This is a genomic window from Streptococcus sp. HMSC070B10 (assembly GCF_001808665.1).
In the GTDB taxonomy this organism is placed as follows: Bacteria; Bacillota; Bacilli; order Lactobacillales; family Streptococcaceae; genus Streptococcus.
This window is the reverse complement of sequence record NZ_KV794215.1, coordinates 121,841-136,997: the sequence shown is the minus strand read 5'-3', so window position 1 is coordinate 136,997 and position 15,157 is coordinate 121,841. Positions and strand designations below refer to the sequence as shown.

Sequence of the window (15,157 nt, the reverse complement as noted above, 5' to 3'; positions counted from 1 at the left end):
AGAGAAAATTCTTGAATGTCTGTAAACGTTGATAGTATCGTATTGATTAACGTTTTGAGGCAACTGACTTCGTCATGTTGCAGCCACATTTGTAAGCGACTAAAGTCGCAACAACTGTGTCAATTGCACCAATTTAGTAAGAAAGTATAAAAAAGAACACCCCGAAAGGTGTTCTCTGTAAGTATCGTAATTCTTGCGAATTAACGTTTACTAAATTGTGATGCTTTACGAGCTTTCTTAAGACCTGGTTTCTTACGTTCAACTTTACGTGAGTCACGTGTAAGAAGTCCTGCGCGTTTCAATGAATCGCGGAAGTCTGGGTCTACTTGAAGAAGGGCACGAGCGATACCGTGACGGATAGCCCCTGATTGACCAGCGTATCCACCACCTACAACGTTAACGAAAACGTCGTATGAACCTGCAGTTGAAGTAACTGCGAATGGTTGGTTGATTACAAGACGAAGGTCAGCGTGTGGGATGTACTCTTCAACATCTTTTTTGTTAACAGTGATTTTACCAGTTCCTGGAACAAGGCGAACGCGTGCAACAGCGTTTTTACGACGTCCAGTACCTGCATATTGTGCTTGTGACATACTTTATTGTTCCTTTCCTTAGATAAGTCCTGAAATATCAAGAACTTCTGGTTGTTGTGCAGCGTGAGTGTGCTCAGCTCCAACAAATACTTTCAACTTCATACCTTGAGCGCGTCCAAGAGTATTGTGTGGAAGCATACCTTTAACTGATTTCTCGATCAAACGTACTGCATTTTTAGAACGAAGTTCACCTGCAGAGATTTGTTTCAATCCACCTGGGTGGTTTGAGTGAGTGTAGTAGATTTTATCAGTTGCTTTTTTACCAGTCAATTTAACTTTTTCAGCATTGATAACAATCACAAAGTCACCTGTATCAGTGTGTGGTGTAAATGTTGGTTTGTTTTTTCCGCGAAGTACGCTAGCAACTACTGCAGAAAGACGTCCAAGTGGTACATCAGTTGCGTCAACTACGTACCATTTACGTTCAACTTGGCCTGGTTTAGCCATAAATGTTGTTTTGTTCATGATTTCTCCTATATATAGTTCGATTTTTGTTTACGGTGATGGGTGTTCCTTCCCATCGAAAAGTATTTGGAAGGTTCCGGGGCCTTTCAAATGGGGTAAACAATACCGCCTACTATAATACCAAATTTCACCCCTAAAAGTCAATAGATATGAAAAATATTTTTCTGAATTCCACTCTTTTTATCTCTAAAAAACCTCGCTTTCGCGAGGCTCTTCTATTTATAAGATAAGGCACGTTTAAAGGTTTTCCAAGGACCTAAATCATCTGTTTGCAGAACGAGACTAGCATACATGCGTCCGATAAAGACTGTTGCCGTTACTGCAAAAGCAATCGTAATAGCAAGCGAAATCCAAGCTTCTAACCCATTTGCATAACCATTAATAGCTCTAAACGGCATGAAGAAAGTCGAAATAAAGGGAATATATGAACCAATCTTCAAGATGAGATTGTCACCAGCTGCACCTAGAGCTGTCACTCCAAAAAAACCACCTATAATCAAAATCATCAAAGGCGACAAGGCTTTTCCTGAGTCCTCAGGACGAGAAACCATAGAACCTAGGAAGGCTGCTAAAACAACGTACATAAAGAGGCTAACCAAGACAAACAATAAGGTGTTGAGCGAGAAAGCCTCTCCTATATGGTTTAAAATACCAGATTGTGCCAAGATTGGTAGGTCTTTAAAGAGAAGAATGGTAGCAAGTCCACCCACGACGTAAATGCCAATATGGGTCAAAATCACAAGAAGCAGAGCCAGCATGCGAGCGTAGAAATAATGACTAGCTCGGATACTAGAGAAGACCACCTCCATGATTTTGGTTCCTTTCTCACTAGCTACTTCCTGAGCAGTGACACTAGCATAGGTAATCAAAATCATATAGAGGAAGAAACCAAGCCCTGCGGCCGCAATGGTTTGAACAATTTTTTTGTTTTCCTTGGATTCATCAATCTTCTCAGTAAAATCAACGGTTTGACTCAAGCGTTTTTCCTGCTCTTGGGACAAATTAGCCGCCGATCGATTGAGTTGACCTTGAAGCTCATTGAGTTTATTGGTCACTGCTAGCTTGATACCTGTTTCAAGAGAAGTTTCACCATGGTAAACGGCTTTGATGACACTATCCTCTTGATCAATAGTTAGGTAACCCTTGATTTTCTCATCTTTGATAGCAGCTTGGGCACTGGCTTCATCCTTATAATCAAAGTTGATACCATTAGTACCCTTGAGCCCATCTTCCACAGATGGCACAGTTGTTACTACTGCTATCTTACTATTTTTGGCCATAGAAGAGCCTTGGAGATAGCCAATTCCTCCAGAGAGACCGATAAACAAGAATGGTGAAATCACCATAAAGAAGAAACTCCACGATTTGACATGTCGAAGATAGGTTTCCTTCATTACAACCCACATATTGCTCATACTTCCACCCCTGATTCTAGTTTAAAGATTTCATCAATTGTTGGCGCTTGCTGGTCAAAGGTTGCGATGTATTGCCCCTGAGTCAAGATTGGGAAGAGTTCCCTTCCAGCGCTCTCATCCTCTAAGATCAATTTCCAACTACCTTGTTTGGTCAAGCTCACCTGTTTGACATGAGGAAGGTTTTCCAATTCTTCCTTGCTTCGTTCACTTGAAACAAAGAGACGCGTTTTCCCGTATTGATTGCGGACATCCTGAACTGGCCCATGCAAAACCACACGGCCATCTCGAATCATCAAAATATCATCACAAAGTTCCTCGACATTAGTCATAACATGGTCAGAAAAGATAATGGTTGCCCCACGTTCTTTTTCTTGAAAAATGACTTGCTTGAGCAATTCTGTATTGACTGGGTCCAAGCCACTGAAAGGCTCATCCAAGATAATCAAGTCTGGTTCATGAATCAGAGTAATGATGAGCTGAATCTTCTGCTGATTTCCTTTTGACAGACTCTTGATTTTATCAGTCAGCTTCCCTTTCACTTCCAACCTCTTCATCCATTGAGGGAGTTTTTCCTTGACCTCCTTGGCATCCATACCTTTTAGCGTCGCCAAATAGCGAACTTGTTCAAAGACTGTCAATTTAGGCATGAGACTGCGTTCTTCAGGCAGATAGCCAATCCGAGCATAGGTCTCCTGACGAATATCCTGACCATCCAGACTAATTTCTCCTTGATATTCTAAAAACTTCAAAATACTGTGGAAAATCGTTGTCTTCCCAGCACCATTTTTTCCGACTAGTCCCAAAATACGACCTGGTCGTGCTTGAAAGTCAATACCAAACAAAACTTGCTTGGGTCCGAAACTTTTCTCTAGACTTCTTACTTCTAGCATCTTTCACCTCCGAAATGTCTTGCACTCATTATACTCCTTTTTGATAGCCTTTACAATAATTTCTGTCCATTTTTAAATCTTGATTTCAAGAAGGATATTTTCTGGATAGGAACTTTATTAGCTTATCACCAAGCATTTTAGTCCTCCAGATTTTAAGTGATAAATTTATTATACTCATTTCTTGATAAATCCGTTGGCTATGTCCTCAAATGTTCATTTTTAGTCCCGAATTGTTGCTACTAATCTTCATCATTCTGCCTAGCTTATCGCGCTATTTTATGGTATATTTTTGATAGACTATAGATTATCATAGGCAAGGAATCTGATATGAAAAAAAGACTTAAACTCGAACCAAACAACAATAACTTAATCATTTGGGAAGCTGAACAGCCAAAAGCCGTTCTTCAGCTTGTACATGGAATGGTAGAATACGTAGAACGATATGAAGAATTTGCTCTATCCATGAATAAAGAAGGTTTTACGGTTATGGGCCATGATCATCTCGGCCATGGCTATACTGCTCAAAATCCAAGTCAACTCGGAGTCTTTCCTGAATCTCCCGAGGAACTCATTGATGATATTGAAAGAGTGACCTCTTTTATTCAAGAAAGCTATCCAGGACTTCCTATCATCCTCCTAGGTCATTCTATGGGTTCTCTTATGTGTCGCTATTATGTAGCTAAAAGAAAACTACCTATCAATGCTTTGATCATCATGGGAACTGGCCAACAAGCACCTGTTCTGACTAGATTTGCTCTCATCCTAACAGAATGCATCCGACTTATAAAAGGGGATAAACACCGTAGTAAACTCCTCACCTATCTATCAACTGATAGTTTTAATCGAAGTATTAAGAATCCGAAAACATCTGTAGATTGGCTCTCAAAAAATGAAGAATCCAACCAAGCTTATCTGAAGGATCCATTCTGTCAATTCATTCCTACTATTTCTATGTACAGATCCATTTTTTACTTCTCTAATCAAGTAGCTAGTAAGCAAGTAATCGATGAGATCCCAGCCCAACTTCCTATTCTCGTTATTTCAGGACAAGAAGACCTTCTGGGCGAAAATGGTAAAGGTATAGAAAGATTTGTAAAACTCCTAAAGGCTTCACATTCGAAAGTCAGCCTCCGATTAGTTGAGGATTCTCGTCACGAAATTCTAAACGAGAATAATCGACAAGATACTTACCACTTCTTAGCTGATTGGATGACAAAAAACATGGATGGCTAACCTAGATATAGCAGTATTACATAGAACTTATTCCCCAAGTTGATTCAATCATCAGGCTAAAGCTTGATGATTTTTTCTACTAAAAAATCCACCCCGAAGGATGGATTGATGAGTTAACGCACTTCTGCATTGACTTTTTCTTCGAGAGATGCTTGGATTTTTTCCATATAGCGTGCGACTTCTTCGTCCGTTAAGCTGTCTTCTGAATTTTGGAAGGTCAAGCTATAAGCCATTGACTTCATACCAAGTCCCAATTTCTCACCTGAGAAAACGTCAAAGAGTTTGATATCTGTCAAACGTTTTACGCCTGCAGCTTGGATAGCATCCACAACTTCTTGGTGAGTCACTTCTGCTTTGAGAAGAAGGGCAACGTCACGGCTAACTGCTGGGAATTTAGTAATTTCCACAAATGGATTTGCTGGTTGAAGGGCTGCTTCGATGGCTGAAAGGTTAAGCTCAGCTACATACGTTTCTGGAATATCGTAAGCCTTAGCAGTGACTGGATGCACTTGGCCAAGGAAACCAAGAACTTGGTCACCGAGGGAGATCATAGCTGTACGACCTGGGTGGAGGCTTGCAATCTCAGCCGTAGCTGTATAGGTCACTTCTAGTCCCAAGCGAGTAAAGAGGGCTTCTAGAATTCCCTTAGCATAGAAGAAATCAACTGGAACTGCTGCCGTTTGGAAATCTTTTTCAGCAACCAAGCCTGTCAAGGCAAAGGCAAAGCTGTTGATCTCATTTGGAAGTTCTTCTTTTGGATTTCCTGTTTGTTCAAAGACTTTTCCAATCTCATAAAGGGCCAAGTTTTTATTCTTACGAGCCACATTATAAGCCACCGTATCAAGGATACCAGAGATCATATTTTGACGGAGGACAGAACGATCCACTGTCATTGGCCACATGAGTTCTGTAAGGTTACTTGGTTGAGCTGTAAACTCAACTGCTTTTTCAGGCGTTGTCAGAGCGTAGGTGATAATTTCTGTCAAGCCTGCCCCTTCAGCAATCGTACGAACTTGACGACGAAGTTTTTGTGTCGCAGTCAATTCACCAGCTGTACCATCGTCTTTTGGAAGACTGGTTGGCAAGCGGTCATATCCATAGATACGAGCGATTTCTTCAAAGAGATCTGCTTCAATAGTGATGTCCCAACGACGACGTGGAACGCTGACTGTAAATGATTCTGCATTTCCAGAAAGGCCAAAGCCAAGACGACGGAAGACATCTTCGACATCAACATAAGAAAGCTGAGTTCCAAGGACACGGTTGACGTCTGCAAGGGTAGAAGAAACTTCCACATCAGAAGTATCAAGCTCACCTGCTGAAACGATGCCCTTACGAACCGTCGCACCAGCAAGTTCTGCAATCATGCTAGCCGCCGCATCAAGTGCTTCATTGACTGTTGCCACATTGATACCTTTTTCAAAGCGAGAAGATGACTCAGAACGAAGGTTAAGACGACCGCTGGTCTTACGGATTGATTTTCCGTTGAAGACTGCAGCTTCAAGGACGACACGACTAGATTTCTCAGAGATTTCTGTTGCTTGACCGCCCATGACACCTGCAAGGGCTACTGGCTTGTCTGCGACAGTGATAACTAAGTCATTCACGTCCAAGTCACGTTCTTCACCATCTAAAGTCACCAATTTTTCACCAGCACGCGCTTCACGCACACGGATGTCATTTCCTTCAAAGGTCTCCAAGTCAAAGGCATGCATTGGTTGACCAAAGTAGAGCAGGATGTAGTTGGTCACGTCCACTACGTTATTGATTGGACGGATTCCTTCGTTCATGAGGAGGTTTTGCAACCATTGCGGACTTGGTGCGATAGTCACATTATCCAAGATACGAGCTGCATAGTAAGGCGCCTTGTCTGTCTCAATACCCACAGAAAGAGCATCTGCTGCAGCTTGATCAGTTTCTGAAAGAGTAAATTCTTTAAAGTTAACTGCCTTATCATAGATAGCTGCTACTTCGTGAGCCACCCCACGCATAGAAAGGGCATCCGCACGGTTAGGGGTGATGGAAAGTTCGATAATTTCATCATCCAAGTCTAGATATGAGAAAACTTCCTCACCTGGAACGGCATTTTCTGGCAAGATTTGGATGCCATCTGCAAATTCCTTTGGTACAACTGAGTCAGAAATTCCCAATTCACCAAGTGAACAGATCATTCCAAGTGACTCCAAGCCACGGATTTTCCCTTTTTTGATCTTGTAATTGTCAGCGATACGAGCTCCTGGAAGTGCCACCATAACCTTGATACCAGCACGCACATTTGGGGCACCACAAACGATTTGACGGGCTTCTTCTTCGCCAACGTTAACCTGACAAACATGAAGGTGAGTTTCTGGCACATCTTCGCAAGACAAAACCTCACCGACAACAATTTTTGAGAGACCAGCAGCCGGTGATTCGAAACCTTCGACCTCGATCCCTGTAGTTGACATTTTCTCAGCCAACTCTTGTGATGGAACATCAATGTCCACCAATTCTTTTAACCATTTATAAGATACAAGCATAATTCTGATTGTAAGATCCCACCAAGTGGAACCTTTTCAATTCCTTTCTTTTTCTTCGAGTCAGTCCTTGCCATTCTCTATCGAGAGAAAATGACTAGGACTGTATAGGACTGTGTTTCAGGTTTCAATCTTATTTAAACTGTTCTGAGAAGCGGACATCTCCTTGGTAGAATCCACGGATATCGTTGATTCCATAACGGAGCATAGCTACACGCTCTTGTCCAAGACCAAAGGCAAAGCCCGAGTAAACAGTCGCATCGATACCACTCATTTCAAGGACACGTGGGTGAACCATACCGGCACCCATAATTTCGATCCAACCTGTTTTCTTACATACGTTACAGCCTTCTCCACCACACTTGAAGCAAGAAACATCCACCTCAACAGATGGCTCTGTGAATGGGAAGTAAGATGGACGCAGACGGATTTGACGCTCTTCACCGAACATTTTTTGAACGATCAATTGAAGCGTTCCTTGAAGGTCAGCCATAGAAATATTTTTCCCAACAACCAAACCTTCGATTTGGTGGAACTGGTGACTGTGAGTCGCATCGTCTGTGTCACGACGGAACACACGCCCTGGTGAAATCATTTTCAAAGGACCTTTAGAGAAATCATGGGCATCCATAGCACGCGCTTGAACTGGAGACGTGTGAGTACGGAGTAAGATTTCTTCTGTGATATAGAATGTGTCCTGCATATCACGAGCTGGGTGGTCTTTTGGAAGGTTCATACGTTCAAAGTTATAGTAGTCTTGCTCCACTTCAAAACCATCCACGACTTGGTAACCCATACCGATGAAGATATCTTCGATTTCTTCACTTGTTTGTGTAAGAACATGACGGTGACCAGTCGCAACTGGGCGACCTGGAAGCGTCACATCAATGCTCTCACTAGCAAGTTGAGCCGCGACTTTCTTTTCTTCCAAGAGCTTAGCTGTTTCTTCAAAAGCAGCTGTCAAGACATCACGAGCTTCATTGACGTGTTTCCCAATAATTGGACGCATCTCAGCAGAAACATCTTTCATCCCTTTGAGGATTTCAGTGAGCGAACCCTTTTTACCAAGGACAGAGACACGCAAGTCTTGCATCTCTTTTTCATTTTCAGCAGTAATCTGCTTCAAGCTAGCCAGCGTTTCTTCGCGAAGCGCTTTTAATTGTTCTTCAATAGTTGACATAATTCCTCCATCAGTCGCTCGTAGATAAAAAGAAAACCACATGCCAAAAACTCCACTCGGAGCGTTGACACGCGGTACCATCCGTTTTTATCTGACAAGTCAGACCTTCATTTCTAAATCCATGCGCAAGTGAATTCGCCCAGCTTTCATATGGAGAGCTTTCAGTCACGGCTCTCCTCCCTGATATATTTCCCTTGAGTTACTAGTCTTGCAGATTTCTATTCAATTACTACTTAGTTTATCAGATTTTTACCATTCTTGCAAGACCTATCTCACTTCTGCTTGCCTTTAAATCGCCATTGGAAGCGGAGCTTATCATAAAAGGGAAACTCGATAAACAAGACTCCCAAGCCCACACAGAGACTAGCAAGGACATCTGATGGGTAATGAACTCCCAGATAGACCCTTGATACTAGCACACTGACTAGGTAGAGACCTAGCACGATTTGCACGATTTTTCTCCAGACTGGATCTTTCATCCGTTGACTGAGAATGACAATCAGAGTGCCTACCATCAAGGTTACAGCCAGAGAATGGCCACTTGGGAAGGAAAATCCCTTCTCCTCTACCAAGTGTAAAATAGTTGGCCGTGGGCGCTGGTAGATATTTTTAAAGGTCACGATTAAAAGACCTGCCAAAGACAGATTTCCCAGCATGAAGAAACTTTCTATCTTCCATCTCTTACGATAAAAGATAAAGGCTGCGATAGCAACCCAAGTGATAATCACTGGAATATCAATCAAGCGTGTGATGGCCCTAAAAAGAATAGTCAAGTAATCTGGCAAGTCTCCTCGAACGGCAGTCTGTATCGGTTGGTCAAAACCGACCAGCGTTTCAGGGTAAAATTTGACCATGTAGCCAAGAATAACGAAAAGTAAAAGGGCAAAACTGCCCTTCATTAAAAATGTTTGTTTATCTTTCATAGTGTTTTAAGGTTGGTTTCAAAAGGACGTACAACAACCAGAATGAAACGGAAAAGATTACACCCTCAATCAAGTTAAAAGGTAATACCATGGTCATTAGGTAGTTGGAAAGTCCCAAAATTTTTCCAATATCAAAGTTAGCAAACTTAGCGTACAAAGGAACAGCGTAAACATAGTTAAGAACCAACATAGCCACGGTTAAACCAATAGTTCCAGCTAGAGAGCCTAGTAGGAAACGAAGGGTTGTCCGTTCCTTTTTCCAAATCAAAGCAAATACGATGACAAAAACTCCTAAAGCTACGATATTCATTGGCAAGCCAATGTAAGTATTCACTCCCTGGCTGTTAAGAAGCAATTTCAAGAGTGAGCGAAGCAAGAGAATTCCTAGAGCAGCAGGCAAATCCATGACCACCAGACCCACAAGGACTGGCAAGATACTAAATTCGATCTTGAGGAAGGACGCCGCTGGCAAAAGCGGAAAGTCAAAGTACATCAGCACAAATGAAATGGCTGATAGAATCGCAATGGTCGAAAGTCGACGTGTGTTTGTCATAACAGGTTCCTCCAATTTTCTATAAAATCAGAAGAAGTTAGAAAGGATTCCTCTATCTATTCTCACTTTTTATACCCCAAAAGTTCCCTCTCACTCTATTAAAGAAAACAAAAGCAAGCGGTTACAATCTAGCTATAAATCTATCAGAACAGACAAAGCTATTCTTTCGTCTTCTCCCATCCAGACTATACTGTCGGTTGTGGAATCTCACCACATCAGCTTACGCTCGCGGACTTATTTGGCTAAGATATTTTAGATTTATCTAGGCGTCGCAGTCGAAGATAATACTTAAAGTATATCGAGACAAGACAACGACGAGAAAGCTAAAATAGCTAGTCAAATTTACCGCCGGTCGGGAATTTCACCCTGCCCTGAAGACTCTTTTATCATAACAAAAAACGCTTGCAAGCGCAAGCATTTTGTTCATTTTCATTTTCATTTTTTATTTCAATTTATCCACTTCATAGGTATGAATGAGCTCAAGACCTGCAAAGTTCTGCTGGCGGAGGGCTTCGTAGACAATCATGCAGACGGTATTAGACACATTGAGACTGCGAACATGTTCATCATTCATAGGAATACGGAGAGCTTTCTCAGGATGTTCGCGCATAAAGTCCTCAGGCAAACCCTTGTCTTCACGTCCAAAGAGAAAATAATGGTCTTCGTTAGTCGATAAATCCACATCAGAATACACTTTCTCAGCGAATTTAGAAATCAGATAGAGTTTTCCCTTCATCTGAGACATGAAATCCTCTAAACTCTCGTAAAAATAAATCTCTAGCTTATCCCAATAATCCAAACCAGCTCGCTTCATCTTGCGGTCATCGATAGGAAAGCCCATAGGCTTGATGATGTGGAGGGGAGAATTGGTTGCAGCGCAAGTACGCGCGATATTGCCTGTATTTTGTGGAATTTGTGGTTCAAATAATACAATGTGATTTGTCATGACTTGCTTCCTTTTACCATTGCAAAAAAATACCACACTGCCCGGAGTCAAGCTCAGCAAACAGCGTGGTTAAGGCATCGTTAACTTACCTCACAACAGGTTTGAAGTAAATCAGCGAAACTACTTTCTTAGTATAACACTTTCAGAATCATTGTCAATAGAAACGACTTGATTTTTTCAATTTTTTCAAGCTATTTCCAAGGGTTGTAAAATCGTCCATGATTCTGCAAGATAAGTAGTAAACTAGTTACTAAAAACAAGGCTGCCAAGAGCAAGGTAAGATAGTCTCCTTTTTTCAAGGCCTGATAACTATACCAAGTGCGTTTTTTCTCTTTCCCAAAGCGTCGGAGCTCCATGGCGGTCGCGATGGTATCAATGCGTTCTAGTGAGCTAAAAATCAAGGGCGTAATAATGCGCAGATTACCTTTGATTCGTTGCATGAGAGAAGCTTTCTTGGATAATTCCATCCCACGCGCTTCCTGAGACATCTTGATTGTAAAGAATTCTTCCTGCAAATCTGGAATATAGCGCAAGGTCAGGCTGACTGAATAGGCAATCTTGTAAGGCACACCAATTTGATTTAAACTAGAAGCAAACTGACTAGGATGAGTTGTCATCAAAAAGATAATAGCCAGAGGAATGGTGCAAAGGTACTTAATGACCAGATTTAACAGGTATAGGGTATAGTTTTACCTTATAACAAATTTCCTACTAAAAACTCTGCTGATTAGCTAGTAGGTGCATTTTTTCTTGAAAAAAGGTATGATAGTTACATAATGAAGAAGTAGGTTTTATTATGAAAATTATCCTTGTCGGAGGGGGAAAAGTTGGTTCTGCCCTCTGTCGCTCCTTGGTTGCAGAAAAGCATGATGTTTTGCTGATTGAGCAAGACGAAGCTGTTCTCAATCATATTGTTAATCGCTTTGATATCATGGGTATCCTTGGTAACGGGGCCGATTTTACCATCCTTGAGCAAGCCAGTGTCCAGGATTGTGATATCTTTATCGCCCTGACTGAATACGATGAAGTCAACATGATTGCAGCTGTTCTAGCCAAAAAAATGGGAGCTAAAGAGACCATCGTTCGTGTGCGGAACCCTGAATATTCTAACTCTTATTTCAAGGAAAAAAATATTCTCGGTTTTTCTCTTATCGTTAACCCTGAGCTCTTGGCTGCTCGTGCTATCGCGAATATCATTGACTTCCCCAACGCCCTCTCTGTCGAACGTTTCTTTGGTGGACGGGTCAGCTTGATGGAATTCACTGTTAAATCCTCCAGTGGTCTTTGCCAAATGCCCATTTCTGATTTTCGGAAAAAATTCGGCAATGTCATTGTCTGTGCGATAGAGAGGGATCATCAAATTATCATTCCAAGTGGCGACATGACTGTACAGGATAAAGATAGAATCTTTGTCACTGGTAACCGTGTTGATATGATGCTCTTCCATAATTATTTCAAGTCTCGTGCCGTGAAGAGCCTTCTTATTGTTGGAGCTGGTAGAATTGCCTATTATCTACTAGGTATCCTCAAAGACAGTCGTATCGATACCAAGGTTATTGAAATCAATCCTGAAATCGCTAGCTTCTTTAGCGAGAAATTCCCAAATCTCTACATCGTTCAAGGAGATGGTACCGCAAAAGATATCCTGCTGGAAGAAAGTGCTCAAAACTATGATGCCGTTGCGACTCTAACAGGAGTCGATGAGGAAAATCTGATTACCTCTATGTTCCTTGACAGGGTAGGTGTACATAAAAATATCACCAAGGTCAATCGTACCAGTCTCCTCGAAATTATCAATGCGCCTGATTTTTCAAGTATCATCACACCTAAAAGCATCGCTGTAGATACGATTATGCACTTTATTCGTGGTCGGGTTAATGCCCAGTATTCAGACCTTCAGGCCATGCACCATCTAGCCAATGGCCAAATCGAAACCCTGCAATTTCATATCAAGGAAGCTAATAAAATGACTTCCAAACCTCTTTCTCAACTAAAACTAAAAAAAGGGGTTCTTATAGCAGCCATCATTCGAAAGGGCAAGACTATTTTCCCTACTGGGGAGGATATGTTGGAAGTTGGAGACAAGCTCCTAGTAACAACCTTGTTGCCAAACATCACCAAGATTTATGACTTGATTGCGAGGTAAGAAATGAATAAAAGTATGATTCGTTACCTCCTTTCAAAATTACTTTTGATTGAAGCTGTTCTTCTTTTGGTTCCTGTGTCTGTCGCTCTCTATTACCGTGAATCGAGCCAAGTCTTTACGGCCCTCTTTTCAACAATAGGGATTCTCGTATTACTAGGCGGTTCAGGAATTTTACAAAAGCCAAAAAATCAACGGATTTATGCTAAGGAGGGAATCTTGATTGTGGCCCTCTGTTGGATCCTTTGGTCCTTCTTTGGCGGTCTCCCCTTTGTCTTTGCTAGACAAATTCCCAGTGTTATCGATGCCTTTTTTGAAATCAGCTCTGGCTTTACAACTACTGGAGCAACTATTCTGAACGACGTTTCGGTCCTCAGCCGTTCCCTCCTCTTCTGGCGAAGTTTTACCCACTTGATTGGAGGGATGGGAGTGCTTGTTTTTGCACTTGCTATTATGGATAATGCCAAAAATAGCCACCTAGAAGTAATGAAGGCTGAGGTTCCTGGTCCTGTTTTCGGTAAGGTTGTATCCAAACTTAAAAACACTGCCCAGATTCTCTATCTCCTTTATCTAGCTCTCTTCTCCCTCTTTGTCATCATCTATTATCTGGCTGGCATGCCCCTATTTGATAGTTTTGTCATTGCTATGGGAACAGCGGGAACTGGGGGCTTTACCGTCTATAACGATGGAATTGCCCACTATGGTAGCTCACTGATTACCTATCTGGTTAGTATCGGAGTTCTGGTTTTTGGGGTAAATTTCAACCTTTATTACTACCTCATGCTCCGTCGTGTCAAGGCCTTCTTTGGTGACGAAGAACTTCGGGCTTACTTGGTCATCGTGCTGGTTTCGACAGGCTTGATCAGCCTCAATACCCTCTATCTCTACTCAGGATTTTCCAAGAGCTTTGAAATGGCCTTCTTCCAGGTTTCCAATATCATTACAACGACTGGTTTTGGTTACGGAGACATTACCAACTGGCCCCTCTTCTCCCAGTTTATCCTCCTCTTCCTCATGGGAATCGGTGGTTCTGCTGGTTCAACCGCAGGTGGACTCAAGGTTATTCGAGGCCTCATCCTTTCAAAAATTGCTAAAAATCAGATTTTGTCAATCCTATCGCCCCACCGTGTTTTGACCCTCCATGTTAATAAAACGGTGATTGACAAAGATACCCAGCATAAGATTCTCAAGTACTTTGTCATCTATTCTATGATTTTGCTATCCCTTATCTTTATTGTCAGCCTAGATAGCAATGATTTTCTGGTTGTGACCAGCGCTGTCTTTAGCTGTTTCAATAATATTGGGCCTATCCTAGGAACCACTTCTAGTTTCTCAATCTTTAGTCCTATCTCAAAAATTCTCCTCTCCTTTGCAATGATTGCAGGGCGCTTGGAGATATACCCAATCCTACTTCTCTTCATGAAGAGGACTTGGTCTAAGAGATAAAATACAACCACACCTTGTGTCCTTACAAAGTGTGGTGTTTTTATTTATCCCAAAACTAATTCATCACTGACTAGACTCTGGCCACTATTTTTCTGGAAGAGATGCATGAGATCTTCAACCGTCAGATGCTTTTTCTCCTCTCCCTTGACATCCACCACTATCTTACCCTGATAGAGCATAATGAGACGATTGCCGTACTCAATCGCATGGTTCATATCATGGGTAATCATCAAAGTCGTCAACTGATGGTGTTCCACAATCTTTTGCGTCAAGTCCATCACCATTTGACTGGTTTTTGGATCAAGCGCCGCAGTATGTTCATCCAAAAGCAAAAGTTTGGGTTTCACCAGAGCTGCCATGACTAGGGTCAAGGCCTGTTTTTGTCCTCCTGAGAGATATTGAGTATCTACTTTTAAGCGGTTTTCAAGACCAATATTCAACTCCTTCAAGGCCTCTTGGAACTGGATTCTGTCCTTCTCCTTCACACCCCAGCCAAGCCCTCTCTTCTGCCCGCGTCTCAAGGCAATAGCCATATTCTCCTCAATCGTCAAACGAGAAGCTGTTCCCATCTTAGGATCTTGAAAAACACGGGCAATATCCTTAGCTCTTTTGCGAACGCTCAGATTTTTAATGGATTTGCCTACCAATAAAAGGTCCCCTTCGTCCACCGATAGATTGCCTGCCAAGATATTCATCAAAGTGGATTTCCCTGCTCCATTTCCACCGATTACAGAGATAAAATCTCCCTCTTCAACCTCTAAATCTAATCCTTTGAGGACATGGTTCTCATTGACCGTCCCTGCTTCAAATGTTTTGTGAATATTTTCAAGTGTTAACAAACTTGCCATAACTTT

General features: G+C 41.9%; 13 protein-coding genes, 1 pseudogene and 1 riboswitch. Of the genes and pseudogenes, 3 read left to right on the top strand and 11 right to left on the bottom strand.

Features of this window, described 5'->3' with window-relative positions:
- Positions 1-200 precede the first annotated feature (200 nt).
- From rpsI to HMPREF2613_RS10060, 4 genes are all read right to left on the bottom strand, one after another.
- A complete protein-coding gene (rpsI, locus tag HMPREF2613_RS10075) occupies positions 201-593 on the bottom strand; it encodes a 30S ribosomal protein S9 (protein WP_000075964.1) in 393 nt (130 codons plus the stop codon).
- 18 nt (positions 594-611) lie between these two features.
- Positions 612-1,058: a 50S ribosomal protein L13 gene (gene rplM / locus HMPREF2613_RS10070; RefSeq protein WP_001044624.1), complete on the bottom strand. Its 447-nt coding sequence runs from the start codon at positions 1,056-1,058 to the stop codon at positions 612-614.
- A gap of 215 nt (positions 1,059-1,273) precedes the next feature.
- On the bottom strand, positions 1,274-2,473 hold the full coding sequence (locus tag HMPREF2613_RS10065; protein WP_070480199.1) for an ABC transporter permease: 1,200 nt from the start codon (positions 2,471-2,473) through the stop codon (positions 1,274-1,276).
- Positions 2,470-3,363, bottom strand: a complete 894-nt coding sequence (locus HMPREF2613_RS10060; RefSeq protein ID WP_070480198.1) for an ABC transporter ATP-binding protein — start codon at positions 3,361-3,363, stop codon at positions 2,470-2,472. The genes HMPREF2613_RS10065 and HMPREF2613_RS10060 overlap by 4 nt, the downstream gene beginning before the upstream one ends.
- A 327-nt stretch (positions 3,364-3,690) precedes the next feature.
- On the opposite strand from HMPREF2613_RS10060, the gene HMPREF2613_RS10055 reads away from it, so the two are divergent.
- The gene (locus HMPREF2613_RS10055; RefSeq protein ID WP_070480197.1) at positions 3,691-4,596 is read left to right on the top strand and encodes an alpha/beta fold hydrolase; all 906 of its coding nucleotides are present in this window, start codon (positions 3,691-3,693) and stop codon (positions 4,594-4,596) included.
- A gap of 113 nt (positions 4,597-4,709) precedes the next feature.
- Here the strand turns inward: HMPREF2613_RS10055 and pheT are convergent, their stop codons facing one another.
- The 6 genes and pseudogenes from pheT to HMPREF2613_RS10025 form a co-directional block, all read right to left on the bottom strand.
- On the bottom strand, positions 4,710-7,115 hold the full coding sequence (pheT, locus tag HMPREF2613_RS10050; RefSeq protein WP_070480196.1) for a phenylalanine--tRNA ligase subunit beta: 2,406 nt from the start codon (positions 7,113-7,115) through the stop codon (positions 4,710-4,712).
- 130 nt (positions 7,116-7,245) lie between these two features.
- Positions 7,246-8,292 carry a phenylalanine--tRNA ligase subunit alpha gene (gene pheS / locus HMPREF2613_RS10045; RefSeq protein ID WP_000103743.1) on the bottom strand — a complete coding sequence of 349 codons (1,047 nt, stop codon included), beginning with the start codon at positions 8,290-8,292 and terminating at the stop codon, positions 7,246-7,248.
- A gap of 272 nt (positions 8,293-8,564) precedes the next feature.
- On the bottom strand, positions 8,565-9,215 hold the full coding sequence (locus HMPREF2613_RS10040) for a phosphatase PAP2 family protein (protein ID WP_070480195.1): 651 nt from the start codon (positions 9,213-9,215) through the stop codon (positions 8,565-8,567).
- Entirely contained in the window at positions 9,205-9,768 is a 564-nt protein-coding gene (locus HMPREF2613_RS10035; protein ID WP_000185823.1) for an ECF transporter S component, read from the bottom strand. The genes HMPREF2613_RS10040 and HMPREF2613_RS10035 overlap by 11 nt, the downstream gene beginning before the upstream one ends.
- A gap of 164 nt (positions 9,769-9,932) precedes the next feature.
- Positions 9,933-10,151, bottom strand: a riboswitch (FMN riboswitch).
- A gap of 59 nt (positions 10,152-10,210) precedes the next feature.
- Positions 10,211-10,714: a tRNA (cytidine(34)-2'-O)-methyltransferase gene (locus HMPREF2613_RS10030; RefSeq protein WP_070480194.1), complete on the bottom strand. Its 504-nt coding sequence runs from the start codon at positions 10,712-10,714 to the stop codon at positions 10,211-10,213.
- A gap of 191 nt (positions 10,715-10,905) precedes the next feature.
- Positions 10,906-11,391 (bottom strand): annotated as a pseudogene (locus tag HMPREF2613_RS10025) (energy-coupling factor transporter transmembrane component T family protein); the annotation flags it as partial.
- A 119-nt stretch (positions 11,392-11,510) separates the two neighbouring features.
- Between HMPREF2613_RS10025 and trkA the strand changes: the two are divergent.
- On the top strand, positions 11,511-12,860 hold the full coding sequence (trkA, locus tag HMPREF2613_RS10020) for a Trk system potassium transporter TrkA (RefSeq protein ID WP_070480193.1): 1,350 nt from the start codon (positions 11,511-11,513) through the stop codon (positions 12,858-12,860).
- Positions 12,861-12,863: 3 nt separating this feature from the next.
- The gene (locus HMPREF2613_RS10015; RefSeq protein WP_070480192.1) at positions 12,864-14,303 is read left to right on the top strand and encodes a TrkH family potassium uptake protein; all 1,440 of its coding nucleotides are present in this window, start codon (positions 12,864-12,866) and stop codon (positions 14,301-14,303) included.
- Positions 14,304-14,347: 44 nt separating this feature from the next.
- Here the strand turns inward: HMPREF2613_RS10015 and HMPREF2613_RS10010 are convergent, their stop codons facing one another.
- Positions 14,348-15,151, bottom strand: a complete 804-nt coding sequence (locus HMPREF2613_RS10010; RefSeq protein WP_070480191.1) for an ABC transporter ATP-binding protein — start codon at positions 15,149-15,151, stop codon at positions 14,348-14,350.
- Positions 15,152-15,157 lie beyond the last annotated feature (6 nt).